The following is a 25652-nucleotide window of genomic DNA, read 5'->3' as shown; positions in this document are numbered from 1 at the left end:
GTCGGGCTCGTCGCGTGAGCGTTCGACCACGGTGTGGTCTTCCAGCACGCCACGGGCGTCGGGTGGCGCAGCCATGGCACTCCTTTCGCGAAGGGTACGCACACTCGGACTTCACCGTTGCCCGGATCTTCTTCACGCTCCGGTCGCGAAGGACATCAGTCACGGGTCATCGACGTTCTCGTGGTTACCTCTTGACGCAACAAATGAACGCTCTTTTAATTCGCACATGGGTCGCATCGCCGGCGTCAGCGCCGCGGAAACCCGGGAGAGGCTGCTGCTCGCCGCCGCGGAGGTGTTCGCCGAGCGCGGCTACGACGGCACGCGGGTCGCCGACATCGCCGCCGCCGCGGGCGTCAGCAACGGGGCGATGTACGCCCACTTCGGCTCCAAGGCCGAGCTGATCGTGGCGGCGCTGCGCGCCCACGGGCGGCAGACGCTGGCCAGGCTGGTCGCCGCCGACCCCGACCGTACGGCCACCGAGCTGCTGCTCGTCCTCGGCAGGAACCTGCCGCGCCGCCGCGACGCGCCCGGTTACCTCATCGTGGAGGCCCTCACCGCCGCCCGCCGCGACGAGGACATGGCCCGCCCGATGCGCGACTACGTCGGCGAGCGCGCCGAATGGCTCGCCGGGCTGGTCCGCGCCGCCCAGGACGACGGCGAGCTCGACCCCGCGCTGCCGGCGGGCGCGCTGGCCCACTTCTGCCTGCTCCTCGCCATGGGCAGCGCGCTGATCACCCCCGACCTGCACGCCGTCGAGGACGAGGAGTGGACGGCGCTGCTCACCCGCGTCGTCCGGGCGTTCGCCCCGGCAGAGAGCGGGACCCCACCAGAGAGCGGAGCACCCCAGTGAAAGTGAAGATCGACCCGGAACGCTGCCAGGGGCACGGCCGCTGCTACGACCTGGCTCCCGCGCTGTTCGCCGAGGACGACGAGGGCTACGGCCAGGTCGTCGGCGGCGGCGCCGTGCCGGAGGGCGAGGAGCGCACGGCGCGCCTGGCGGTGGCCAACTGCCCCGAGCGGGCGATCGAGATCCTCTAGGAGGCGTGGCATGACCGTTGACGACCGCTTCACCCAAGGCTTCCGTGAGACCCGCGAGGACGAGCCGCTCGGCACCCGCAACGAGGTCATCACCGGCCCCGTCTCCGACTGGGCGACCGACTTCTCCCACCTGGAGCCGGAGTGGGCCGCGGACCCGTACCCCATCCAGGACGATCTGCGTCAGCGCTGCCCCATCGCGCACACCGACCGGTTCGGCGGCGGCTGGCTGCCCACCCGCTACGAGGACGTCGCGGCCATCGCCTACGACACCGAGCGCTTCTCGTCCCGGTCGATCATCATGAGCAACTTCCGCCCGCCCAAGGAGCTGGCCCCGGTGGGCGGCACGCCGCCGATCTCCTCCGACCCGCCCTTCCACCACGACGCCCGCAAGCTGCTGCTGCCGGCCTTCACCAAGACGGCCGTCTCCCGGATGGAGGGGCCCACCCGGGCCTTCTGCCACCAGCTCATCGACGCCTTCGAGGGCCGCGACGTCGTCGACGCCGCCCGCGACTACGCCCAGCACATCCCGGTCCGCGTCATCGCCGACATGCTCGGCTTCCCGCAGGAGGACGGGCCCCGGTTCCGGGAGTTCATCGAGAGCTCGCTCGAAGGCGTCAACCTGCCGCCGGAGGAGCGGATCGAGCGGATGGACGAGCTGTTCGACTACCTGCTCGCCCAGATCCGCGACCACCTCGACCACCCGCGCGACGACCTGACGACGTACCTCATCGAGGCCGAGCTGTACGGCCGCAAGCTCGACCCGTCCCACGTGGCCGGCACGATGGCGCTGCTGCTCATCGCGGGCATCGACACGACCTGGAGCGCCATCGGCGCGTCCCTGTGGCACCTGGCGAAGACGCCCGCCGACCGCGAGCGGCTGGTCGCCGAGCCCGGCCTGGTGCCGACCGCGATGGAGGAGTTCCTGCGGGTGTACGCGCCGGTGACGATGGCCCGGCTGGTCAAGGAGGACATGCACTGGAACGGCGTGGACATGAAGGCCGACGACTGGGTGCTGCTGTCGTTCCCCGCGGCCAACCGCGACCCCGCGCAGTTCGAGCAGGCGGACGAGGTCGTCATCGACCGCAAGGTCAACCGGCACGTGGCCTTCGGCCTCGGCATCCACCGCTGCGTGGGCTCCCATCTGGCCAGGATGGAGCTGCGGGTGGCGCTGGAGGTGTGGCTGGAGCGGGTGCCGGAGTTCGGGCTCGCCGACCCGGCCGGGGTGACGTGGGCGGCCGGCCAGGTACGCGGCCCGCGCAGCCTGCCCCTGCGTCTCGGCCGCCCGTAGGAAGGCGGGGCCGGGAGCCGGCCGGCGTGGAAAGCGGATGACGGGGCACATCACAGCGGGACCGTCCGGTTCCCCCGGGATCGACCAGCGCTGAGGTGAGGCCAGAACATGCCGTCCGTCGTACTGATCGGCACGCTCGACACCAAGGGCGAGGAGTACGCGTGGCTGCGCAACCGGCTCGTCGAGCTGGGCAGCGACGTCGTCGTGATCGACGTGGGCGTGGGCGAGCACGGGGACACCCTGCTCGCCGACGTCCCCGCCGGGCGGGTCGCCGAGGCGGCGGGCGCGGACCTGCGGGCGCTGCGGGAGGCGGGCGACCGGGGCGCGGCCGTCGCCGCGATGGGGGAGGGCGCGGCCGTCGTCGTCGACGGGCTGCACGGCGACGGCCGGGTGGACGCCGTGCTGGCGCTGGGCGGCAGCGGCGGCTCCTCGATCGCCGCGCGGGCCGTCCGCGACCTGCCGATCGGGCTGCCCAAGCTCATCGTCTCCACGATGGCGGCCGGGGACGTCTCGCCCTACGTCGGGGCCAGCGACGTCACGATGATGTACAGCGTGGTCGACATCGCCGGGATCAACCGGCTCTCGCGCGCCATCCTCGGCAACGCGGCGGCCGCCGCCGCGGGCATGGCGCGGGCCTACCAGCTCGCCAAGGCCGTGCAGACCGCGGGGCTGCCGGACCGGCCGCTGATCGGCGCGTCGATGTTCGGGGTCACCACCCCGGCCGTGGTCGCCGCCCGCGACCGGCTCGCCGAGCTCGGCTACGAGGTGCTGGTCTTCCACGCCACCGGCTCCGGCGGCCGGGCCCTGGAGGGCCTGGCCGGCAGCGGCATGCTGGCCGGGGTGCTCGACCTGACCACCACCGAGCTGGCCGACGACCTGGTGGGCGGCGTGCTGTCGGCGGGTCCCGACCGGCTCACCGCCGCCGGGCGGCAGGGCGTGCCGCAGGTCGTCGCGCCCGGCGCGCTCGACATGGTGAACTTCGGGCCGCAGGACAGCGTGCCCTCCGAGTTCACCGGCCGTCTGCTGTACGCGCACAACCCGACCGTGACGCTGATGCGCACCACCCCGGAGGAGATGGCCGAGCTCGGCCGCCGCGTGGCCGCCAAGCTGCGCCGGGCGCGCGGCCCGGCCGCGCTGTTCCTGCCCCGGCGGGGAGTCTCCGCGCTGGACGCGCCCGGCGGCGCGTTCGCCCGCCCCGAGGCCGACGCCGCCTGTTTCGAGGCCCTGGTGGAGGGCCTGCGCGGCTCCGCCGTCGCCGTCGAGGACCTGGACCTGCACATCAACGACCCCGACTTCGGCCGGGCCATGGCCGACCGGCTGCACGAGCTGATCACCGGAGGTGCCTCTTGAACCGGCAGGACGTCCTTGCCAGGCTGCGCGCGACGGTCGCCGCCGGCCGGCCCGTGATCGGCGCGGGCGCCGGCACCGGCCTGTCGGCCAAGTGCGCCGAGGCCGGCGGCGTGGATCTGATCATCATCTACAACTCCGGCCGCTACCGCATGGCGGGGCGGGGCTCGCTGGCCGGGCTGCTGCCGTACGGCGACGCGAACCAGATCGTCGTGGAGATGGCCGCCGAGGTGCTGCCGGTCGTCCGGGACACGCCGGTGCTGGCCGGGGTGTGCGGCACGGACCCGTTCCGTGTCATGCCGTACTTCCTCGACCAGCTCAAGGCCATGGGCTTCGCCGGCGTGCAGAACTTCCCGACCGTCGGCCTGTACGACGGCACCTTCCGGCAGAACCTGGAGGAGACCGGCATGGGCTTCGACCTGGAGGTCGAGCTGATCCGGCTGGCCCGCGAGCGCGACCTGGTCACCGCCCCCTACGTCTTCGACGAGGAGCAGGCGCGGGCCATGACCGAGGCCGGGGCCGACGTGCTGGTGCCGCACGTCGGGCTGACCACCAAGGGCAGCATCGGCGCCGGCACCGCGCTGAGCCTGGACGAGGCCGCCGAGCGGGTGCAGGCCATGCGGGACGCCGCCGTCGCGGTCCGGCCCGACGTGCTGGTGCTCTGTCACGGCGGGCCCATCGCCGAGCCGGAGGACGCCGCGCACGTGCTGGCGCGTACCGAGGGGGTGGCCGGGTTCTTCGGGGCCTCGTCGGTGGAGCGGCTGCCGACCGAGCGGGCCATCACCGAGCAGGTCCGCGCCTTCAAGTCGCTGCGCCCGGGGGCGTGACGAGGGGCCGCGCGGCCGGCTCGCCTAGCATGGAACGGGATGGAACGCCCTCCCCCCGGACGATCGCACCACACCGGGAGGGACCTCATGGGGACGACACCGCATCCGACCGCCGGACTGGCGGAAGTGAAGGAACGCCAGCGGCTGGCCTGGGAGTCCGGCGACTACGCCCGCGTCGGCGTGACCCTGCAGCCGATGGCCGAACGCCTCGTCGAGGCGGCCGGCGTGCGCGCCGGGCAGCGCGTGCTCGACGTGGCCTGCGGCCAGGGCAACGCCGCACTCGCCGCGGCCAGGCGCTTCGCCGAGGCCACCGGCCTCGACTACGTGCCCGCCCTGCTGGAGCAGGGGCGCGTGCGGGCCGCGGCCGAGCGCCTGGAGGTGGCGTTCGCCGAAGGGGACGCCGAGGCGCTGCCGTTCCCCGACGCCGCCTTCGACGTCTCGCTCAGCACCGTCGGCGTGATGTTCGCGCCCGACCAGGAGCGGGCCGCCGCCGAGCTGCTGCGCGTCACCCGGCCCGGCGGCACGGTCGCGCTGGCCTCCTGGACGCCCGACGGGCTGGTGGGCGAGATGTTCCGGACGATCGGCAAGTACGCCCCGCCCCCGCCGCAGGTCCGCTCGCCCATGCTGTGGGGGACGCCGGAGCGGCTGCGCGAGCTGTTCGGCGGCGAGGTCGAGTGGACCGCGCTCACCACCCGTACGTTCGAGTTCGCCTTCCACTCGCCCGAGCACTTCGCCGAGTGGTTCATCGCCTACTACGGGCCGATCCACCGGATGGCGGGCACGCTCGACGAGGACACCCGGCGCGGCTTCGCCGCCGAGCTGGCCGGGGTGCCGGTCGCCTTCAACCGGTCCGGCGACGGGACGCTGCTGGCGGTCGGCGACTACCTGGAGGCCGTCGGGACCCGCCGCTAGACCAGGGCCAGGTAGCCGGCGAGCTCTCCGGTGGAGTCGGTGGCGATCCCGACGTACCCGTCGGGCCTGATGAGGGTGTGCCGCCTGCCGCCGTACGGCTCGGCGGGCGCGTACGCCCGCACCTGCGGCCCGCCGGGGACGGCGGGCGCGGGGTCCGGCGACAGCAGAGTGAAGTGCGGCCCCCTCAGCAGGTCGAACATCCGCGCCCGGCGGCCGTCGGCGAGCCGCACCGGCCCGTCCGGCACCCGGTCGCCGCCGGCGCGGGCCAGCGTGCCGCCCCGGTAGCCGAGCCGGAGCTGGTAGGTCTCCTCGTCGCGCCGGAACGTCTTCCTGTCGTGCAGGCCGGTGCTGAGTCCCAGCACGCGGGCCGCGACCGGGCGGCGCTCCTCCTCGTAGGTGTCCAGCAGCGCGGCCGGCGCGCCGGAGAGGGCGCGGGCGAGCTTCCAGCCCAGGTTGTACGCGTCCTGCACGCCGGTGTTGAGCCCCTGCCCGCCGGCGGGGGAGTGGACGTGCGCGGCGTCCCCGGCGAGGAACACCCGCCCGGCGCGGTAGCGGTCGGCCAGCCGGATGTTGACCCGGTAGAGCGAGGACCACGACAGCTCGGTGACCCGCGCCCGGCGCTGCATCGAGCGCTCGGCGAAGACCCGCTGGAACCCGGCCAGGGTCAGGTCGGGCTCCACGCCCGGCCGGAGCGGCGCGAGGAGCTGGAACGTGCCGGTACCCGCCATCGGGTAGAGCGCCAGCATGCCCTGGCCGGGCCGGAGCCAGACGTGGATGTGGTCCCGGTCGAGCCCGTCCACCCGTACGTCGCCGAGCATCATGCGCTCCTCCTCCCGCGTCTCGCCCGCGAAGCCGATGCCGAGCGCCTTGCGCACCGGGCTGCGGCCGCCGTCGGCCGCCACGAGGTAGCGGGCCCTGACCGTCGCGCCGGTGCCCAGCCGGGCGGTCACGCCGTCCGCGTCCTGCTCGAAGCCGGTCAGCTCCGCGCCGTGCTCCACCTTCCCGCCCAGCTCCGCCAGCCGCTCGCGCAGGACCTCCTCGGTGCGCCACTGCGGGTGCATCAGCACGGTCGGGTACGGCACCGCCTCGCTCGCCGCCGCCCGCCGGTGCATGCGGCCCCGGTACAGCGGCGCCCTGCCGACCCTGACCCGCAGCGGCGGGTACGGCGCCGCCGTCGCCAGCACCCGCCCGATCACCCCGAGGTCGTCGAGGATCTCCAGCGTGCGCGGCTGCAGCCCCTTGCCCTTCGACCCGGCCGAGGGCTCCGGCGCCCGCTCCACCAGGCGGTGCTCGATGCCGCGTCTGGCCAGCTCCACCGCGAGCGTGAGCCCCGTGGGCCCGGCGCCGGCGATGAGCACGTTCGTGTCATCCGTCATGCGCCCCACGGTGTCGAACGTTGCTGCCGGATCTCTGTCAGCCCGCTGCCGGGGCGCCCGCGCGGAGCTGGCTGCGCAGGTCCACGGCGCGGTGCAGGTAGTGGGCGGCCAGCATGGGCCGCCCGGCCGCCCGGTACAGCTCGCCGAGCGCCTGGAAGGCGTCCGCCTCGCCGCTGCGGTCGCCGAGCTGCTGGAAGATCTCCAGCGAGCGTTGCAGCTCGGCCGAGCCGTGCGAGCGGTCGCCGCGCGCCGCGTGCAGCCCGCCGAGGCTGCGCAGCGCGTACGCGCCGCAGTGCCGGTCGCCCAGCGTCTCGAAGATGTCCAGCGCCCGCCCCTGGAACCGCATCGCCTCGTCGGGTTCGGCGGCGAGCGTGTGCAGACGGCCGAACTGCATGGACACGCAGCCCTCGCGGTGGTCGTCGCCCAGCTCGCCGGCCAGCCGCAGCGCCTCGCCGAGCCAGCGGGACGCCTGCCCGAGGTCCTGCAGCGACAGGTGGACGCGGCCGATCGCCTGCCGCGCGTACGCCTCCCCGTCCGCGTCGCCCTCCGCCAGGAACATGGCCAGCGCGTGCCGGAACCAGCCGAGCGCCCGCCGGTGCCGGCCGGAGAACTCGTCGGCGGCGCCCAGCCCGCAGATCGAGATCGCCTCGCCGCGGGCGTCCCCCAGCTCACGGAAGATCACCCGGGCGCGGCGCAGCATGCCGGCCGCCTCGGCGTAGCGGTCCTGGTAGATGCTGACCTGGGCGAGGCCGCGCAGCATGGCGGCCTCGCCGCGCCGGTCGCCTGCGGCGGCGGCGCTGTCCAGCGCGACCTGGTGGGTGAGCCGCCACTCCTCCAGCCGGCAGTGCAGGTCGAAGTAGGGGACGAGGGTCGCGGCCAGCCCCCACGCCGCCTGCGCGGGGCCGTGGCTCGCGGCCAGCCGTACGGCCTCGACCAGCGCCTCCCGTTCGGCGTCGAACCAGGTGAGCGGGTCGGCGGTGAGGCGGCCCAGCAGCTCGTCGGCCGGGCGCCACCGGGGCGCGGCGCCGGCCGGGACGCTGAACAGCGTGGTCGGCAGGCGGGCCGCGGCGTGCTCGGCGGCGCTCGTCCAGCCGCCCAGCACCCGCGCCAGGGCCTGGCGCTCGGCGTCGCCGTCCGCGCGCTCGCGCGCCGTGCAGCGCACCAGGTCGGGCAGCCGGTAGCGGGGCTGGCCCAGGGGATCGGTGCCGACCAGGCGGAGCAGGCTGACGTCCACGAGCGCGTCCACGACGGCGTCGCTGCGGTGCCGGTCGAGCACGGCGTCGGCCACCCAGCCGGGTACGGTCCCCGGCCCGAGCAGGCCGAGCGCGCGCAGGGTCAGGGCGGCCTCGCCGGGCAGGCGGTGGTAACTGAGCTCGACGGAGGCGCGTACCTCCAGGTCGCCGGCGCGCAGCTCGTCCAGCCGGGTGCTCTCGTCGTCGAGCCGCCGGCGCAGCTCCTGGAGCGACCAGCCGGGACGGGCGGCCAGCCGCGCCCCGGCGACGCGGAGCGCCAGCGGCAGCCCGGCGCAGGCGGCCACGATGGTCCGGGCCGCCTCCGGCTCCGCCGCCACCCGGCTCGCCCCGGCGATCCTGGCCAGCAGCTCGCCGCCCTCGGCGGGGGTGAGCGCGTCCAGCTCCAGCAGGACGGCGCCGGGCAGCTCGGTGATGCGGCGGCGGCTGGTCACCAGGACGGCGCAGCCGCTGCCGGGTAACAGGGGGCGCACCTGGGCCGCGTCGGCGGCGTCGTCCAGGAGGACCAGCACGGGGCGGCCGGCGAGGAGGGAGCGGTAGAGCGTGGCGCGCTCGTGCGCGGAGGCGGGCAGCGCGCTCTCGGCCACGCCCAGCGAGCGCAGAGCCTCGGCCAGCAGGTCGGCGGGGGCGGCCGGGGCCTCGGCCGTGCCGCCCAGCGACAGGTGGAGCTGGCCCTCGGGGTAGGCGTCGCGCACGGCGTGCGCGCAGTGGACGGCCAGCGCCGTCTTCCCGATCCCGGGCGGCCCGGTCACCACGACGACCACCGGCGGCCCGGACGTCCCCGCTGCCCCGGTAGAGGGCGCGGTAGAGGGCGCGGAAGAGGGCACGGACGAGGGCGGGTGCGGGGGCCTGAGCGGGCGCGCGGGCGGGGGCGCGGGCACGAGCGGGCGCGCGGGCGGGGGCGCGGGCACGGGCGGGGGCGCGGGTAAGGGCGCGGTGGCCTGTTCCGACAGGAGGCGGGTCAGGGTGGTCACGTCGGTGGCGCGGCCGGTGAAGTCCGGTACGTCGGCGGGGAGCTGGTGCGGCACGGGCGGCCGGTAGCCGAGCCGGCCCGGCTCCTCGTCGGCGAGCACGGCCGCGTGGGCGCCGCGCAGGTCCGGTCCCGGCTCGATGCCGAGGTCGTCCACGAGCTGCCGCCGGATCTCGGTGTAGGCGTGCAGCGCCTCCGCCCGCCGCCCGCCCCGGTGCAGCGCCACGATGAGCCGCTGCCACAGATCCTCCCGGTACGGGTGCTCGCCGATCAGCCCCCGCAGGTCGTCCACGGCCGCCGCGTACTCCTCGCGGGCCAGTTTCGCCTCCGCCAGCTCCTCGGCGGCGGCCAGCCTGGCCTGCACCAGGGCACGCAGCCGCCCGTCCCACACCGGGCTGGCGGGCAGGTCGGACAGCGGCGTGCCGCGCCACAGCGCCAGCGCGTCGCGCAGGTGCCGGGCCGCCTCCCCGGTGCGCCCGGCGGCCCGCGCCCGCTCCACGAGCTCCTCGAACAGCAGCATGTCGAGCTGCCCGGCGGCCAGCTCCACGGCGTACCCGGAGGGGTGGGTGACGATCCGGCCGCCGGCGGCGGCGACGGGGCCGCGCAGGGCGCTGACGTACGTCCGCAGGTTCGCCACCGCCGACGACGGCGCCCGCGCCGGCCACAGCACCTCGATGAGCGCGTCCGAGCAGACGATCTGGTTGGCCTCCAGCAGCAGCGAGGCCAGCAGCAGCCGGGGCTTGCGACCTGCGACGCGCAGCGCCTGGCCCGCCCTGCGGACCAGCAGGGGCCCCAGGACGCCGAAGTTCGGCTGGTCAACCACTACGAACGCACCTGCTCCTCCGGTGGCGCCGGAGCGCCTGTACGTCGGGTCGTCGTTCATGCCGGTTCGGTCTTTATACCGATTTTGGAGGTTCTCTGTATGCCGTACCCGCAATCTTGGTCGCCAGCAGAAAGCGCAGCACCAGCTGATCCAGAAAGGATCCGTATGAGATCCACGCGGGTACTTACGGTGGGGCTTTGTCCTGCTTGCCGGGCTCATCGGCGGCCAGACCGCCTCGGCCGCGCCGACCTCGGCATCGGACCCGAACGACCCGCCGAACCAGGTGAAGGTCCCGGAGGTGTCCACCCTGGCCGCGCCGAGCTTCCAGCTCCCGTTCCCCTGCGGCCAGTCGTGGACCGGCAACTCCAGCAACAGCAGCGCCCACCAGTCCTACGAGATCGACTTCAACCGCGGCAGCACCGCGGACGCCGACCTCGGCGACACCGTCGTGGCCGCCGCGGCCGGCACCGTCGTGATCTCGGCCCACCAGGGCTCCGTCAACGGCTACGGCAACCTGGTCAAGATCGACCACGGCGGCGGCTGGACGTCGTACTACGCCCACCTGAACGTGCGCTCGGTCAGCGCCGGCGCCCAGGTGAGGCAGGGCCAGAAGATCGGCACGGTGGGCAACACCAGCAAGCCGGGCAACAACATCAGCCCCCACCTCCACTACGAGGTCCGCGAGGGCGACGGCTACCCCGGCAACATCCGCAAGGCCGTCTTCGGCGGGACCACCTTCGGCTACCCGACCCAGACCCTGACTTCCAAGAACTCCTGCTCCGGCAGCACCAACCCGCACACCCCCGAAGAGGTCTGCGGCTCCGGCTACAAGGTGATCGACTCGGCCGCCCTGGGCACGGCGGGCACCGCTTACCTGCTGTACAACTCCGGCAACGGCTACAACTGCGTGGTCACGCTGAAGAAGACCTCGCTGGGCACCGCGACCGCGACCAGCGCCTATCTGGAGGTCCAGGGCAAGGCGCGGGTGACCGACAGCGGCAACTTCGCCTACTACGCCGGTCCGGTTCGCGCCGCGGCCGAGAACAAGTGCGTCAAGTGGGGCGGCAAGGCCGGCTCGTCCAGCTACGACAGCCCCTTCGAGCACTGCGGCTGACCCCGGGAGCGATCCCGTGGCCGGTCCCCGGCCGGAGCGGCCGCCGCCCCCCTCCACACCCGCGGCGGCCGCTCCTTCCCCCCGAACCCCGTTGAGGAGAAATCCGTGCAGTCCCGACTCCGCCGCCGCGCCGCCGTGCTGCTGGCCGGCGCGCTGATCCCGCTCGCCGCGCCGCCCGTCACGGCGCACGCGGCCCCCGCCGCCCGCACGGTCACGGCGGGCGCGCTGGCCGCGGCGTTCGCCGGCGCCGCGGCCACGTACGAGGTGCCCCGCGACCTGCTGGTGGCCCTCGCCTACGCAGAGACCCACCTGGACGGGCACGACGGCGCGCCCAGCGCCAGCGGCGGCTACGGCGTGATGCACCTGGTCAGCAACCCCGCCAACCGCTCGCTGGAGCGCGCGGCCACCCTGACGGGCAAGCCGGCCGCCACGCTGAGGAAGGACGACGCGGCCAACATCGCGGGCGGCGCCGCCGTGCTCCGCGCGCACGCCGACGACCTCGGGCTGAACGCCGCCGCCCGCAAGGACCCGGCCCAGTGGTACCAGGCGGTCGCCAAGTACGGCGGCGCCGCCTCGGCCGACGTGGCCCGCCTGTACGCCGACACCGTCTACGACCTGCTGGCCGCCGGCGTGCGCGCCACGACGCCCGCCGGCGAGACGGTCACCGTGCCGGCCCGCGCGGTGCAGCCGCAGCGCGGCCCGTACGCCAAGGCCGATGACCTCGACGCGCCCAACACCCTGGCCGCGGCCGTCGACTACCCCGGCGCGACCTGGGCCGCCGCGAACAGCGCCAACTACGCCGTCTCCAGCCGCCCGTCGAGCGACGCGATCGACCGCATCGTCATCCACGTCACGCAGGGCTCCTACGCCGGCACCATCTCCTGGTTCCAGAACCCCAGCGCCAAGGTCTCGGCCCACTACGTCGTCAAGTCCTCCAACGGCGCCATCACCCAGATGGTGCGCGAGAAGGACCGCGCCTTCCACGCCGGCGACTACAACCGCCGCTCGGTCGGCATCGAGCACGAGGGGTACGTCAGCGACGCCTCCTGGTTCACCGACGCGATGTACCGCGCCTCGGCGGCCCTGACCAGGAACATCGCCGACCGCTACGGCATCCCCAAGGACCGCTCCCACATCGTGGGCCACAACGAGGTCCCCGGCGCCGACCACACCGACCCCGGCTCGAACTGGAACTGGTCGACGTACATGAAGTACGTGACCGGCAGCACCACCCCCACCAACCCGCACACGCCCGAGGAGGTCTGCGGCTCCGGCTACAAGGTGATCGACTCGGCCGCGCTGGGCACGGCGGGCACCGCGTACCTGCTGTACAACTCCGGCAACGGCTACAACTGCGTGGTCACGCTGAAGAAGACCTCGCTGGGCACCGCGACCGCGACCAGCGCCTATCTGGAGGTCCAGGGCAAGGCGCGGGTGACCGACAGCGGCAACTTCGCCTACTACGCCGGTCCCGTTCGCGCCGCGGCCGAGAACAAGTGCGTCAAGTGGGGCGGCAAGGCCGGCTCGTCCAGCTACGACAGCCCCTTCGAGCACTGCGGCTGAACACCACCCGTCACGCGAGGCGGCTCCTCACCGCCTCGCTCACCATGGTCACCGCCGCCGCGCTGCCGGGCAGCACGTTGACCAGGGTGAAGAAGGCGTGCATCTGGCCGTCGAAGCGCCGGGACTCCACCGGCACTCCGGCGGCCCGCAGCCGCTCGGCGTACGCCTCGCCCTCGTCGCGCAGCACGTCGTGCTCGGCGGTCAGGACGACCGCGGGCGGCAGCCCGGACAGGTCGGCGGCGCGCAGCGGCGAGGCGTCCGGGTCGGCGCGGTCGGCGGGGTCGGGCGCGTAGTGGTCCCAGAACCACACCATCGAGTCGCGGCTCAGCATGAGCTGGTTCGCCGGGTCGGTGTAGGAGCCGTTGTCCAGGTCGCAGTCCGTCACCGGATAGACCAGCACCTGCAGCAGGATCTCCGGCCCGCCCTCGTCGCGGGCGCGCCGGGCGGTCACCGCGGCCAGGTTGCCGCCCGCGCTGTCCCCGGCCACCACGATCGGCTGGCCGGGGAACGTGGCCGCGGCCCAGGTCAGGGCCGCGTAGGCGTCGCGGGCGGCGGTGGGGTATCGGTGCTCGGGGGCCAGCCGGTAGTCCACCAGCACCACCGTGCAGCCCGTGCGGGCGGCGAGCTGCCGGCCCAGGGTGTCGAACTCGTCGATGCCGCCGATCACCCAGCCGCCGCCGTGGTAGTAGAGGAGCACGCCGTGCGGCGTCTCCGACGGGACCAGGACCCTCGCGCCGAACGAGCCGCCGTCCTCGCCGTCGATGACCGCCTCCTCGACGCGCACCATCTCCGGCCCGGGGCCGTAGAGATCGCGGAGCGCGGCGAACGTCATGCGCGCCTCGTCCGGCGTCATCTCGTGCAGCGGCTTGACCCCGGTGTCGCCCATCTGCAGCAGGAACTGGGTCGTCGCCTCGTCAAGGGCCATGCACGCACCTCACTGCGGGAGCCGGGAGCGGTGGGGGAACACCCGTGAACGCCTCCTCAACGTAAGGTCCGGGCCCTGCCACGTCAACGGACGATGCCCGTCCGTTTCCCCGGCCCGCTGAACCGTTCACCCGGCCCGCCCGTGACGTCCTCCGGCGCGGGCCGATCGCCGTCCGGTCCGCCGGCCCGCCCGGCCGCCGCCTGACCCCGACGGCAATTTGTCACGGAGCACACCGGTCGTTGTTTCCGGAAACTTTCCGGCAAATTGCTGTCATCGGTGATCCCTATTGGCGCGTTGACCCGCGTGAACGTCAACAACTCGCGCAGCAACATAGCAGCCTTCCACCCTCTTGACACGCGTCAAGCGGGCCCCTAAGTTGCCGCAATATTAACGGATCTTCGCGAAAGTTTCGGTTGGTGACATGACGGCCGGAAGGATGGCATGACGGGTCAGGAACCATTCGACGACACCGGCCCGACTTCGGTGCTGGTCCAGAAGGCTGAGACCGCTTTTTCCGACCCCACTGGGAAAACGCTTCCCAGCCGTCGGGAACCCCGGGCCCGGACGGGCTCCTGGCGGCGCGCGTTCGGCCGCGACTGGCAGCTCTACACGCTGGCGGTGCTGCCCCTGGCGTTCTTCGTGCTCTTCCGCTACGTGCCGATGCTCGGCAACATCATCGCCTTCCGCAAGTACGAGCCCGGCGGCAGCCTGTTCGGCGAGACCTGGGTGGGCCTGCGCTACGTGAAGATGTTCCTCGCCGACCCCTCGTTCTGGAACGTCTTCACCAACACCCTCGTCCTCGGCGCGCTCACCCTGCTGTTCTGCTTCCCGCTGCCGATCGTGCTGGCGCTGCTGCTCAACGAGGTGCGCAACGCCAAGGTCAAGCGGTTCCTGCAGTCGGTGTCGTACCTGCCGCACTTCCTGTCGGTGGTGATCGTGGCCGGCCTGGTCATGCAGCTCGTGGCCATCGACGGGCCGGTGAACCAGCTCGTCAAGGCCCTCGGCGGCGAGCCGACCGCGTTCATCCAGAAGCCGGAGTGGTTCCGTACGATCTTCGTCTCCTCCGAGGTCTGGCAGACGGTCGGCTGGGGGACCATCCTCTACCTGGCCGCGCTGACCACCATCGACGAGCAGCTCTACGAGGCCGCGCGCATGGACGGCGCCGGGCGGTGGCGGCAGATCTGGCACGTCACCCTGCCCGGCATCCGGCCCACGGCCGTCACGCTGCTGATCCTCAACATCGGCACCTTCATGACCATCGGCTTCGAGAAGGTGCTGCTGCTGTACAACCCGCTGACGTACCCGACCGCCGACGTCATCACCACGTTCCTGTACCGGATGGGCGTGGAGTCCAGCAACCTCAGCTACGCCGCCGCGATCGGCCTGTTCGAGGCGCTGGTCGGCGTGGTGCTGATCGTGTCGGCGAACCTGATCTCCCGCCGAGCAGTAGGGACGAGCCTGTGGTGACCTTGGACCGCACCCGCGGCTACCGCGTCTTCCAGGGGATCAACGCCGTCATCCTGACCGGCGTGGTGATCGTGACGCTGTACCCGTTCGTCAACATCGTGGCGCGCTCGTTCAGCGAGGAGCGCTACATCGTGGGGGGCCAGGTCAACCTGATCCCGCGCGGGTTCAACATCGAGACGTACAAGCTGGTCGTGTCGGACCCGATGTTCTGGACGAACTACCGCAACACGGTGGTCTACACGGTCGTGGCGACCGCGATCGCGATGTTCCTCACGACCTGCTACGCGTACGTGCTGTCGAAGAAGCACCTGAAGGGCCGCACCTTCCTCATCTGGATCGCGGTCTTCACCATGATCTTCTCCGGCGGCCTGATCCCGAACTACGTGCTGGTCAACAGCCTCGGCCTGACCGACACGATCTGGTCCGTCGTCCTGCCGAACGCCATCAGCGTCTTCAACCTCCTGGTCATGAAGACGTTCTTCGAGGGCCTGCCGCGGGACCTGGAGGAGGCCGCCGCCATCGACGGGCTCAACACCTACGGCGTCCTGTGGCGGATCGTGCTGCCGCTGTCCAAGGCGGTCATCGCGACCATGGTGCTGTTCTACGCGGTCTCGTTCTGGAACTCCTGGTTCACGGCGTTCCTCTACCTCAACGACGGCGACCTGTTCCCGGTGACCATCTACCTGCGCAACCTCATCGCCGGCGCGACCGGCGCGGAGGCCGCGGGCGCGGGGATCGCCGAGGCGTCGGCCGCCGCGGCCAACATCCAGGCCGTGACGATCATGCTCACCGTGCTGCCGATCCTGGCGGTCTACCCCTTCGTCCAGAGGTACTTCGTCTCCGGCGTCATGCTCGGCGCCGTCAAGGGCTGATTCCTCCGTTCCGTCCCTCACCAAAGGAAGCTCCCCCCATGCGCGACATCTCACGGCGTCAGGCGATCATCGGACTGGGCGCGTTCACGCTCGTGCTCGCCGGCTGCGGCGAGGACGAGACTCCGAAGAAGGCCGCCGACGTGTCGGGCAACCGGGCCGCCGCGATGGCCAACTACGGCGTCAACCAGCAGTTCAAGGCGACCGAGCCGATCTCGTTCGACGTGCTCTACAACAACCACTCGTTCTATCCGAACAAGAACGACTGGCTGCTCTGGCAGGAGCTCACCAAGCGCACGAACGTGACGCTGAAGCCGGTGGAGGTGCCGCTCAGCGACTACGAGAAGAAGCGCGGCCTGCTCGTGGGCTCCGGCCAGGCCCCGCTCGTCATCCCGAAGACCTACCACCCGCAGGAGGAGGCGTTCGTCGCCTCGGGAGCGATCCTGCCGGTCAGCGACTACTTCGATCTCATGCCCAACCTCAAGGACAAGATCGCCAAGTGGAACATGGGCCCCGACCTGGACACCCTGCGCCAGGCCGACGGCCGCATCTACCTGCTGCCGGGCCTGCACGAGGAGGTCTGGGTCGACTACACGCTGGCCGTCAGGACCGACATCCTGGAGAAGCTGAAGCTGGAGGTCCCCAAGACCTGGGACGACCTCTACACGGTGCTGAAGGCGATGAAGGCGGAGTATCCCGACCTCTACCCGATGACCGACCGCTGGGGCGTGCCGACGCCGGGCGGCAACCTGCTCAAACTCGTCGCCCAGGCGTACGGCACCAAGGGCGGCTGGGAGTACCAGCACGCGACCTTCGACACCGCGAGCGGGAAGTTCGTCTACACCGGCGCGATGCCGCAGTACAAGCAGATGATCGAGTACCTCGCCAAGCTGGTGAAGGAGAAGCTGCTCGACCCGGAGAGCTTCACCCAGCAGGACGAGCAGGCCAAGCAGAAGTTCAACTCCGGCAAGTCGTTCGTCATCAGCGCCAACGCCCAGACGATCATCAACGACCACCGGCCGACGCTGACCAAGCTCGTCCCCGGCGCGAAGATGGCCAAGATCCCGGTCCCGATGGGCCCGGTCGGCGAGTACAAGATCGGCACCCGCCTGGAGAACGGCGTCATGATCTCCAAGAAGGCGCTGGAGAACAAGAACTTCGTCGCCATGATGCAGTTCATCGACTGGCTCTGGTATTCCGACCAGGGCCAGGAGTTCGCCAAGTGGGGCGTCGAGGGCGTCACGTACACCAAGGACGGGTCCGGGGCGTACCAGCTGGCCAAGGACGTCGACTTCGTCGGGCTCAACCCCGGCGCGCCCAAGCACCTGCAGAAGGACTTCGGCTTCTCCAACGGCGTGTTCGCCTACGGCGGCACCACCGCGCTGCTCAACTCCACCTTCTCCCCGGAGGAGCTGGAGTTCCAGAAGGTGATGAACGCCCGCAAGCCGTGGCCGATCGAGCCGCCGCATCCGTTCAACGAGGAGGAGCGCGAGCAGGCGACGCTCTGGGAGACCCCGCTGAAGGACTACGTCACCCAGCAGACGCTCAAGTTCATCCTCGGCGAGCGCGACCTCGGCGAGTGGGACGCCTACGTCAAGGAGCTGGAGGGCAAGAACATGACCTCCTACGTGAACCTGGTCAACACCGCCTACGAGCGTTTCAAGAAGGAGCACGGCTGAGCGCCATGAACACCCGGACGGGGGGAGCGGCGGCCGGATCGCGCTTCGGAGAGGGGCCGCTCTCCCGCGCCGCCGCGCTCATCTACACCCTGATGGTCGTCGAGGCCATGTTCCTGCTCGCCGCCGCGCCGGGCCTGGCCGCCCTGACCCTGCTCGGCGGCGACGCGAGCAACGTGCCGCTGGCGGCGCTGTGCGCGCTGCCGCTCGGCCCCGCGCTGTCGGCCGCCCTGTACGCGCTGCGCCGGCGCAGCCGGGACCTCGCCGACCTGCGCCCGGCGGCGGCGTTCTGGCGCGGCTACCGGGCCAACGCCGCCGGGGCGCTGAAGATCTGGGCGCCCTGGCTGGCCGGCGTGGCGGTCGTCGGCACCACCCTGGCCAACTTCGGCGCGGCCGGGGTGCCCGGCTGGTGGGCGGGGCTGCTGGTCCTCGTCGCGCTCGGCGGCCTGCTCTGGGCCGGCAACGCGCTGGTGATCACCTCGCTGTTCGCCTTCCGCGCGGTGGACGTGGCCCGCCTGGCCTCCTACTTCCTGCTGCGCCATCCGAAGGCGGCGCTGGCGAACACGTCCCTGCTGGTCGTGGCCGCCGGCGTCACCATGATCGGCACCGAGCTGCTGACGGCGCTGCTGGCCTCGGCGTTCGCGGCCGCGCTGCTCAGGAACAGCCGCCCGGTGACCGCCGAGGTCGAGGAGCGCTTCACCGCCTGAAGCTCAGTGGATGCGGCGGCCGTGCGCGTCCGGGACGCCCGACTTGCGGAAGAAGTAGGTGTTGACCTGGTCGCGCCACTCCTCGGCGGAGCGCTGCTGCTCGGCCAGCAGCTCCGTGACGCGGGCGTGGTACGCCGGGTCCACCAGCCCCGAGCCGTCCAGCTTGTCCCAGCGTGCCCGCATCGCTGAGACCTCCTCGACCCCGGCGAAGTGCGTGTCGTAGATGTGCTGGATCACCGTCGAGCCGCTTCGCAGCACGTGCCCGTACGGGACGTGGTGGAAGAACAGCAGCAGCTCGTCCGGGCAATGCTCCAGGGACTCGTACACGTCGGCCCACGGCCGCGGGTACTGGCCGGTGAAGCCGGTGCCCGTGGCCCGGGTGCGGTCCACGCCGACGCCGTCGCGGTCGGCGAAGTGGTAGGTGCCCCACGGGGTGTACTCGTAGCCGTCCACGTCCGGGCCGTAGTGGTGGCCGGGGCGGACCATGAAGCCGACGCCCAGCGGGGCCGTGTAGCGCTCGTACGTCCGCCACGACCCGTCCATGATCGCGTGCAGCGTGCCGCGCAGCTCATCCGCGGTCCCCGGGAAGGTCAGGTCCGCCCACTCGTCGAGGATGGCGGCCGGGTCCAGGCGGGGGTCCCAGGCGAGCCGGCCGAAGGCGTACAGGTTGGCCTGGGCCAGGGGATGGCCGGTCCAGTAGGGGTCGTCGCCCGCGTTGGAGACGGCGACCAGCCCGCCCCCGTGAACGGCCACGTCCGCGACGGTGCGGCCCTCCTCGCCCCACGGGCGGAAGGCCAGCAGCTCGCTCCACATCGGCGCCAGGTAGCACACGTGCCGCTGCTGGCCGGTGTACTCCTGCGTCACCTGGAGCTCCACCGCCAGCTTCGTGGCCGGCATGGCGGCGATCACCGGCGAGACCGGCTCACGCGGCTGGAAGTCCATGGGACCGTGCTTGACCTGGAGGATCACGTTGTCCGCGAACCGCCCGTCGAGCGGGGCGAAGTGGTCGCAGGCGGCGCGGGCGCGGTCGGTGGAGCGGTCGCGCCAGTCCTGGCGGTGGTTGTAGACGAACGCCCGCCAGTGCACCACCCCGCCGTGCGGGGCCAGCGCGGCGGCGAGGACGGCCGCTCCGTCGGCGTGGCTGCGCCCGTACGCGAACGGCCCCGGCTGCCCCTCGGAGTCGGCCTTGACCACGAACCCGCCGAAGTCCGGCACCGCCGCGTACACCCGGTCGGCGGCGGCCGCCCACCACCGGCGCACCTCCTCGTCCAGCGGATCGGCGGTGGGCAGGCCGCCGAGGACGACGGGGGAGGCGAAGCCGACCGACACGTGCGCGCGGATCCCGTACGGGCGCAGCTCGGCGGCGATGGCGGCCACCTCGCCGAGGCGGTCGGTCAGCAGGCGGGCCTCGGTGGCGTGCACGTTCACGTTGTTGATCGCGACGGCGTTGATCCCGGCGGCGGCCAGCAGCCGGGCGTAGGCGCGCACCCGCGTCAGGTCCTCGCGCAGCTCCCCGTCGCGCCAGAACAACGAGCCGCCCGCGTAGCCGCGCTCGACCTGACCCATCACGGGGTGCACGGCGATGTTGTCCCAGTGGTCGAGCATGCGCAGGGCCGCGGCGGGCGCGTGCCGCTCGACCGGCCGGTCCCCGGGCGCGAAGGCCGTCTCGCCCAGGCGTACCAGGTGGAACAGCCCGTACAGCAGCCCGGCGGGGGCGTCCGCCACGACGACGGTGACGCCGTCGCGGCGGGCCAGGGCGTACCCCTCCGCGCCGGTGGGCCCGGCCTCGGCGGCGACCGCCCGCGCCGGCTCCGGCAGGCCGTCCGCGCCGCTCAGGGCGAGCACGCAGCCGACCGGACCCGTGCTGGCCTGCCCGCCGCCGTGGCGGGCCGTGGCCGCCGCGACCTCCTCGCGGACCGTCTCCACCAGCGCGCCCTCGCCCAGCACGAGAACCTGGCGCGAGCCGATCGCCCGGAACGCCTCCGGCGGCAGCCACGCCGGATGCACGTCGGTCAGCTGAGGAACGGTCACGGGACTCCTCCGGGTGACGAACACATTGATCAGTCCGAATCTACCGAAAGGGGATCATCGTCGCAGTAGTCTGCCCACGTGCGCGTACGAGGCGACGACGGGGGAGAGCCGGGATCGAGGTCACCGGCTGATCCAGGGGGCCGCGCGTGAGGGTCACCATCGTCGGCGGTGGCGGGTTTCTCGGGGGCGAGCTCGTGCGGCAGGCCGGGGCGGCCGGTCACCGGGTGGCCGCCACCTGCTTCAGCCGTCCCGGGCGGGCGGCGGAGGCCGAGTGGCGGTCGCTCGACGTCCGCGACCGGGACGCCGTGGCCGCCGTGCTCGCGGCGCTGCGCCCCGACGTCGTCGTCAACGCCGCCTACCGGCAGGACGACTGGGCCACGACGGCGACCGGCGCCGCCCACGTGGCGCTCGCCTGCGCCGCGCAGGGGGCCCGCCTGGTCCACGTGTCGAGCGACGCCGTCTTCTCGGGCAGGGCGGTCACCTACGCCGAGGACGCCGAGCCCGACCCGATCTCCCCGTACGGCGCGGCCAAGGCGGCGGCCGAGGTGGCCGTAACCGCCATCGACCCGGCGGCGGCGGTCGTCCGCACCTCCCTCATCATCGGCGACGGCGGCTCGCCCCAGGAGGCCCGGGTGCACGCGCTGGCCACCGGCTGGGCGGACGGCGTGCTGTTCACCGACGACGTACGCTGCCCCGTGCACGTGAGCGACCTCGCCGCGGCCCTGCTGGAGCTGGCCGCGTCCGGGCAAGCCGGCGTCCACCACGTGGCCGGCCCCGACGCGGTGAGCCGCCACGAACTCGGCTGCCTGATCGCCCGCCGCGACGGGCTCGACCCGGCCCGGCTGCCGGCCGGCCTGCGCGCAGGGTCGGGCGTGCCCGGCCCCGCCGACGTGCGCCTCGACTGCACGGCGACCCGGCGCCGGCTGCGCACCAGGCTGCGCGGCGCGCGCGAGTTCCTCCGCGCGGGCGCTCCTGGTCCTTCGCCTGCCGGCACGACAGGCCTTCCCGGCAGTCAGCCGCCGGGCCCAGCCGCTCCCCCAGCTTGATTCGCCATGCCCTCTACGACACCCCCCGCCCTCGGCCGGGAAGCCCAGGAGCCGGTACGCGAGATCGAGCAACTGCCGCCGCAGCCGTCGCGCACTGGGCCACGCCCGCTTGCAGATCATCGCCGCATGAGCAGGGTGGTCAACTGACGCTCATTCCGCGCGCCGGCCACTCATTCGTCTCGTCGAAAAGCGAGATGATCTTCCGGGAAGCCTTGAGGAAGTGGTAGTCGACCGCGCCTTCTTCCGGCCGGGCCCGGCATTCTCCCTTGTCGACGACGAGAGTCGAGGTCATCGCGGCTGAGTCGGCTCCGAAGACGTAGCGCACGCTCAGCGAGTCTTCGTGCACCTTCGAGAAGTAGACGATCGCCGCCATTCACCAGTCGCTTTCCATGTCTTCGCGGATGTTGAGAGGGACCTGGCTCTCCCAATGGTAGGTCTCGTTGGCTGCCGCGTGCGCCTCCTGGTAGGTGCAGCCGGGATGTTCACGCAGGTAGTTCAGCTCCGCCAGTTCATGCTCAAGGAGGATGAAGTCCTCGGGCAGCGGCCTGCCGGACCGCAGACGGATCCAGGCGTCGGCGATCTCCGGGTCGGCGTCGAAGCTCCGGAGAACGATTTCCCCCGTCTCGCGGTCCTCGATGCGGTGTGCCGTCTCCATCAGATGCCGTTTGACATCCGAGATCTCCTTTTCCGTGAATCCGGACGAGCCGTTCATGCGCAGCACGTCCCGCGTGTTGGCACTGATCGCCGTGATGTCTCTGGAGTCGGCCAGGAAGGAGTCATATGCTTCCTTCGCCCATTTGGTCTGGGCCAAGTCGTCCAGAATGTCGCGTGGGCGGCGTCGTGCCCCCGTGAGCCACTCTTCGGCGGCGCCGGCACGATACAGCCTGAGGGCGTGCAGCGTGGTCGCGACGAGGGCGAGCGTGCTCGCGATGCCCGTGCCGACCGCGGGGATGGCCGGATCGCAGCCCAGCTCAGGCAGTTCGAAGGGATGGGAAGGATCGGCTTCGTAGGTGATCGTGCCACAGGCGGCCGAAGCGGGCGTGGCGTCCAGGAGCAGGAACATCATGACGCCCGCGGCTGCCGCGGCCAGCCATCCTGCGATCAGCGTGCACGGGGGCCTGGTCATATGGCCGCCTTCAGCCGCAGGATCTGGGCGTGCAACGTCTCCTCGTCAGGAGCGGACGGGTCCCTCTCGCCGCGCAGGTGGTGCCAGCGCTCGGTGGCGAGCGAGAGCTGGGCCGCGTGCAGGCGCGACAGACGGTGGTAGGCGGTGACGCCGTGGCGCAGGCTTCCCGCGGCGCGCAGGGCGTCCACCTTGAGCCGGAAGCGCCGGGCGGGTGAGAGAAGCACCGCTGCTTCCCAGGCGTCGATCACGTCCTGGGCGGAGCGCGGCAGGTCCGCCAGCGCTTCGCGCAGGCCGCCCTCCTGACTGCGCAGCCCGCGGCGCAGGAGGAGCACGTACAGGACGACCAAAGGACCCTGGAACAGCAGCAGCTGGGCGGGTGTCAGCACCAGGACGTCAACGGCGTCATCGGCGGTGAACCACGTGCGGGATTCCTTGGCGATGTAGTCCAGCATGGCGTTGTTGCAGAAGTGCGCGCTCGCCGCCGTGCAGAAGCCGAGGGCGATCGTGGTGATCTGCTGGGGGCGGCTGTGCAGCTGGCGAGCGATGCCGAAGGCCGCGCCGGTGATGGCGGTGAACGCGGTGTGCGCGGCCATGAGCCCGGCCACCTGCCGGGCCCAGAAGTGGAAGCCGGCGCCCGACCCGTCGAAGGCGGCCATGTACGTGACGCTCTCGGCGAAGTTGAAGCCGAGCCCGGTCGCGGCGCCGACGACGATGCCGGAGACGACGGAGTCGAAGTGCCGCCGGTGGAGCAGGAAGAGGATGGCCACGCCCGCCCCCTTGCCGAGCTCCTCGAAGACGCCCGTGATCATGGGCAGGCCGATGTCCTTCAGGTGCGTCATGTCCAGGGGGTTCTCCGGGAGCGGGAAGTGCAGGGTGGAGAAGGACTTCCACCACTCGTTCATGGTCAGGCCGAATCCGGTGGCGACGACCGCTCCCCATGCCAGGGCGGTCATCAGCAAGCGCACGGGCACCCGCCGGAAGCGCTGCATGTGGTGCACGAGCCACAAGGCGTACAGGGTCGGCGGCAGGCACAGGAGAAAGGCCAGCGCGTGGGCGCGCGGCCAGACGGCCACGTCGAGGAGGGACGGGATCTTCGAGGCCGGCAGCGCCAGCAGTGTCATCACGAGGGTTCTCCGGTATCGCCGTGCCACTCGCTCGCGGCGGTGCGGCGGCACGTGGCGGGCCTTGGCGTACCGCAGATGTCCCACGGCGACGGCCGACAGCACCGCCAGCAGTGCCCAGCCGGGCAGGTACTGCCAGTAGACGAGCGAGGCGAGGAAGTTCGAGATCCTGGTCAGCTCCGGGATGCCTGCTTGCGCCACGTCGATCTGCGGCGGACGGATCTGATTGATCAGCATGGTCAGCGCGACCGCCACATGCAGCGAGACCAGGACGAGCAGCGCCAGGCGCTGCCGTGGGCAGACGGGCAGAAGGCGAGTGTGCGCTTCCTCGGTCATGCGTCACCTGCCGGGCAGTGGGGGCGGGGCGGGGCGGGCGCCGGCCTGGGAGGGAATGGCCGTCGGCCAGGCGCGATCCGGCACGGGCGGGGACGGCCGGCCCGGGAGGCCGGGCAGATCGTCCAGAGTGATGCGCCGGTCGATCGCGCAGCTCACGACGAGCCCGAGCGTGAGCAGGCAGCCCCCGGCGATCGAGGTGAAGGTACGGAAGAGGCGCAGGTGCGGCCGGGACTCGAAACCGGCGGGCTCTGGCAGCGCGCGCGGTGCGCGGGCCCGCTCGTGTCGCGGAGCGCCGGGCCCGGCCGTGCGTGGCTTCCGACCGCGTCTGAACCTCTTGGGCCTGTTCGCGTAGAGGAAGACGCCGACCCCTGCGACGACGAGCGTGAACATGATGCTGCGGATCGCCGCCACCAGGCGCGACGATGCCGGGTCGTCGTCCCCGGCCGTGGCCAGGGGCTGCACGAAGAACTCGCCGAGGGGCCCGATGTCGCTCACGTGGCAAGGTCCCGCGCCGGGAAGGGTGAGCGCGAGGTTCGTCGCGTGCAGCCGGTAGGCGCCGGGAACCGCCTTCCACGTGCCGGTGTCCAGGTGGCCGGAACCGTGCAGGAAGGCGCGACCGCCCACCGCCGTCCCCTGGAGGGGAGCCACCCATTCGGCTGTCGCGGCAGCCGCGTGATTGTCATAATCCTCGAACCGTTTGCCGGGTTTTAAGGACAATGTGACGCGCCCGGATATCTGGGCGGGAATGTCCAGGATATCCCCACTGGGAATTACCGGTCGTGCGGCACCGACGCCCTCCAGGTCAAGTCGTACCTGGAATGGTGTGGTGCTGGGCGCGCCGGCCAGGATGACCGAGGGAGTTTGAACCGTCAGTTGCCCTGTTCCTCCCCTGGCGCAGACGACCGGGGCCGGTCCGGCATGGGTGTGACCTGCGGTGACGACGCCGGACGCCTGGAGGGCGGCGATGATGCCCAGAGTGCCGATCCCAAAAAGGGTGTATCGCATATATGTACTCTCCAGAGGTGGCCGGCGAGCCCCGCGCCGCAGGATTCTCTTTCAGCGCGAGGATATCCCGGCCACTTGAGGAATTCACCGGGGATTTCGGTGGACGATGTTCGTCCGGAAACGTGCGTCCGGTATTTGGCATGAATCCGGGTGTCAGGCACGCGCGTCCTTTGACGATGAAGTGGATCAATGCCGTCGTGCGCGAGCGCCCGGCGTGATGCGCCGGCGGCGCCTGCCTGTGCTATGTTGAATAAACGTTTACTCAGCGAAGGTGAAGGCATGGCCAGGTCACGAAGCGAGCAGGCGGTATGGCGCCGGGAGCAACTGCTGGACGCGGCCTTGCGGGTGTTCGCGGAGAAGGGCGTGGACGGGGCCACGGTCAAGGACGTGGCTCAGGCCGCCGACGTCACCCCGGGCCTGCTGTACCGCTACTTCGACAGCAAGGAGGCGATGGTGGAGACGCTCCTGTCGGAGCGGGGCTTCCTGCCGCGCCTGCGGGAGCTGCGCGTGGAAGATCACGACACCCGGCCCGCCGTCGTGGTGCTGACCGAGCTGCTGGAGGCGTTCGACCGGCTGCTGGCCGACAACGCCGAGCTGATGGCGGTGTTCTTCAGCACCGTCCAGGCCCGCGCGCCGCTCGCGGCCCTGGTGGGCGAGGGCCAGCGGCTCATCGGCGACTTCCTGCTCGCCCGCATCGACGCCGGTGAGCTGCGCCCGCACGACACGGTCACGGCCGCCAGGACCCTGTTCGCCACCGTCGCCGTCAACCGGCGGCTGGGCACCCCCATCGACATCGCGGCCCTGGTCGGGCTGCTGTTCCCGGAAGAAGGATGAG

At 72.1% G+C, this 25652-nt stretch carries 22 protein-coding genes; 14 read left to right on the top strand and 8 right to left on the bottom strand.

The features are described 5' to 3' along the window. Positions 1-226: 226 nt before the first annotated feature. The 6 genes from AC27IY_RS12860 (at position 227) to AC27IY_RS12835 (ending at position 5412) form a co-directional block, all read left to right on the top strand. A complete protein-coding gene (locus tag AC27IY_RS12860; RefSeq protein ID WP_364462375.1) occupies positions 227-850 on the top strand; it encodes a TetR family transcriptional regulator in 624 nt (207 codons plus the stop codon). After that, on the top strand, positions 847-1038 hold the full coding sequence (locus AC27IY_RS12855) for a ferredoxin (protein ID WP_364462378.1): 192 nt from the start codon (positions 847-849) through the stop codon (positions 1036-1038). Before AC27IY_RS12860 ends, AC27IY_RS12855 begins: the two co-directional genes overlap by 4 nt. 10 nt (positions 1039-1048) lie before the next feature. Next, complete coding sequence (locus AC27IY_RS12850; RefSeq protein WP_364462381.1) at positions 1049-2326, top strand: cytochrome P450; 1278 nt, start codon at positions 1049-1051, stop codon at positions 2324-2326. Between the two features lie 108 nt (positions 2327-2434). Continuing rightward, positions 2435-3676 (top strand): Tm-1-like ATP-binding domain-containing protein, encoded by a 1242-nt coding sequence (locus AC27IY_RS12845; RefSeq protein ID WP_423448203.1) that lies wholly within the window; start codon positions 2435-2437, stop codon positions 3674-3676. After that, entirely contained in the window at positions 3673-4500 is an 828-nt protein-coding gene (locus AC27IY_RS12840; protein ID WP_423470825.1) for a phosphoenolpyruvate hydrolase family protein, read from the top strand. Before AC27IY_RS12845 ends, AC27IY_RS12840 begins: the two co-directional genes overlap by 4 nt. Before the next feature lie 87 nt (positions 4501-4587). After that, positions 4588-5412 (top strand): class I SAM-dependent methyltransferase, encoded by an 825-nt coding sequence (locus AC27IY_RS12835; protein ID WP_449952625.1) that lies wholly within the window; start codon positions 4588-4590, stop codon positions 5410-5412. Here AC27IY_RS12835 and AC27IY_RS12830 read toward each other — a convergent pair. Both AC27IY_RS12830 and AC27IY_RS12825 read right to left on the bottom strand, forming a co-directional pair. Further along, the gene (locus tag AC27IY_RS12830; RefSeq protein ID WP_487178100.1) at positions 5409-6788 is read right to left on the bottom strand and encodes an FAD-dependent monooxygenase; all 1380 of its coding nucleotides are present in this window, start codon (positions 6786-6788) and stop codon (positions 5409-5411) included. The two genes, AC27IY_RS12835 and AC27IY_RS12830, sit on opposite strands and share 4 nt — an antisense overlap. Positions 6789-6825: 37 nt before the next feature. After that, positions 6826-9831 (bottom strand): AfsR/SARP family transcriptional regulator, encoded by a 3006-nt coding sequence (locus AC27IY_RS12825; RefSeq protein ID WP_487178099.1) that lies wholly within the window; start codon positions 9829-9831, stop codon positions 6826-6828. A gap of 298 nt (positions 9832-10129) precedes the next feature. On the opposite strand from AC27IY_RS12825, the gene AC27IY_RS12820 reads away from it, so the two are divergent. Together AC27IY_RS12820 and AC27IY_RS12815 are read left to right on the top strand one after the other, a co-directional pair. Continuing rightward, a complete protein-coding gene (locus AC27IY_RS12820) occupies positions 10130-10945 on the top strand; it encodes a M23 family metallopeptidase (protein ID WP_487178098.1) in 816 nt (271 codons plus the stop codon). Positions 10946-11050: 105 nt separating this feature from the next. After that, positions 11051-12508 carry an N-acetylmuramoyl-L-alanine amidase gene (locus tag AC27IY_RS12815; protein WP_487178097.1) on the top strand — a complete coding sequence of 486 codons (1458 nt, stop codon included), beginning with the start codon at positions 11051-11053 and terminating at the stop codon, positions 12506-12508. Positions 12509-12518: 10 nt separating this feature from the next. On the opposite strand, the gene AC27IY_RS12810 is transcribed toward AC27IY_RS12815, so the two are convergent. Further along, positions 12519-13433: an alpha/beta hydrolase gene (locus AC27IY_RS12810; RefSeq protein WP_487178096.1), complete on the bottom strand. Its 915-nt coding sequence runs from the start codon at positions 13431-13433 to the stop codon at positions 12519-12521. 441 nt (positions 13434-13874) lie between these two features. Between AC27IY_RS12810 and AC27IY_RS12805 the strand changes: the two genes are divergently transcribed. Genes AC27IY_RS12805 through AC27IY_RS12790 form a run of 4 tightly spaced genes read left to right on the top strand, consistent with a single transcriptional unit; the run spans position 13875 to position 18152 of the window. Continuing rightward, positions 13875-14900, top strand: a complete 1026-nt coding sequence (locus AC27IY_RS12805; protein WP_487178095.1) for an ABC transporter permease — start codon at positions 13875-13877, stop codon at positions 14898-14900. Continuing rightward, the gene (locus AC27IY_RS12800; RefSeq protein WP_487178094.1) at positions 14897-15772 is read left to right on the top strand and encodes a carbohydrate ABC transporter permease; all 876 of its coding nucleotides are present in this window, start codon (positions 14897-14899) and stop codon (positions 15770-15772) included. Before AC27IY_RS12805 ends, AC27IY_RS12800 begins: the two co-directional genes overlap by 4 nt. 38 nt (positions 15773-15810) lie before the next feature. Beyond that, a complete protein-coding gene (locus AC27IY_RS12795) occupies positions 15811-17448 on the top strand; it encodes an ABC transporter substrate-binding protein (RefSeq protein WP_449952649.1) in 1638 nt (545 codons plus the stop codon). Positions 17449-17453: 5 nt separating this feature from the next. Further along, positions 17454-18152, top strand: coding sequence for a YesL family protein (locus tag AC27IY_RS12790; protein ID WP_344216417.1), 699 nt, complete (start codon positions 17454-17456; stop codon positions 18150-18152). Between the two features lie 3 nt (positions 18153-18155). On the opposite strand, the gene AC27IY_RS12785 is transcribed toward AC27IY_RS12790, so the two are convergent. Then, positions 18156-20183, bottom strand: a complete 2028-nt coding sequence (locus AC27IY_RS12785; RefSeq protein ID WP_487178093.1) for an alpha-glucuronidase — start codon at positions 20181-20183, stop codon at positions 18156-18158. Positions 20184-20329: 146 nt separating this feature from the next. On the opposite strand from AC27IY_RS12785, the gene AC27IY_RS12780 reads away from it, so the two are divergent. Further along, on the top strand, positions 20330-21229 hold the full coding sequence (locus AC27IY_RS12780; RefSeq protein WP_487178092.1) for a sugar nucleotide-binding protein: 900 nt from the start codon (positions 20330-20332) through the stop codon (positions 21227-21229). 139 nt (positions 21230-21368) lie between these two features. Here the strand turns inward: AC27IY_RS12780 and AC27IY_RS12775 are convergent, their stop codons facing one another. Genes AC27IY_RS12775 through AC27IY_RS12760 form a run of 4 tightly spaced genes read right to left on the bottom strand, consistent with a single transcriptional unit; the run spans position 21369 to position 24817 of the window. Beyond that, the gene (locus tag AC27IY_RS12775) at positions 21369-21602 is read right to left on the bottom strand and encodes a hypothetical protein (RefSeq protein ID WP_423448180.1); all 234 of its coding nucleotides are present in this window, start codon (positions 21600-21602) and stop codon (positions 21369-21371) included. Beyond that, entirely contained in the window at positions 21603-22355 is a 753-nt protein-coding gene (locus AC27IY_RS12770) for a hypothetical protein (RefSeq protein WP_423448178.1), read from the bottom strand. Continuing rightward, on the bottom strand, positions 22352-23812 hold the full coding sequence (locus AC27IY_RS12765) for a PrsW family intramembrane metalloprotease (RefSeq protein WP_487178091.1): 1461 nt from the start codon (positions 23810-23812) through the stop codon (positions 22352-22354). Before AC27IY_RS12765 ends, AC27IY_RS12770 begins: the two co-directional genes overlap by 4 nt. Positions 23813-23815: 3 nt before the next feature. Continuing rightward, positions 23816-24817: a hypothetical protein gene (locus AC27IY_RS12760; protein WP_487178090.1), complete on the bottom strand. Its 1002-nt coding sequence runs from the start codon at positions 24815-24817 to the stop codon at positions 23816-23818. Positions 24818-25096: 279 nt separating this feature from the next. On the opposite strand from AC27IY_RS12760, the gene AC27IY_RS12755 reads away from it, so the two are divergent. Further along, positions 25097-25651, top strand: coding sequence for a TetR/AcrR family transcriptional regulator (locus AC27IY_RS12755; RefSeq protein ID WP_344216411.1), 555 nt, complete (start codon positions 25097-25099; stop codon positions 25649-25651). Position 25652 lies beyond the last annotated feature (1 nt).

The sequence above is a fragment of the Nonomuraea sp. B208 genome, from assembly GCF_057536035.1.
This window is presented reverse-complemented; position numbering and strand designations above follow the sequence as displayed.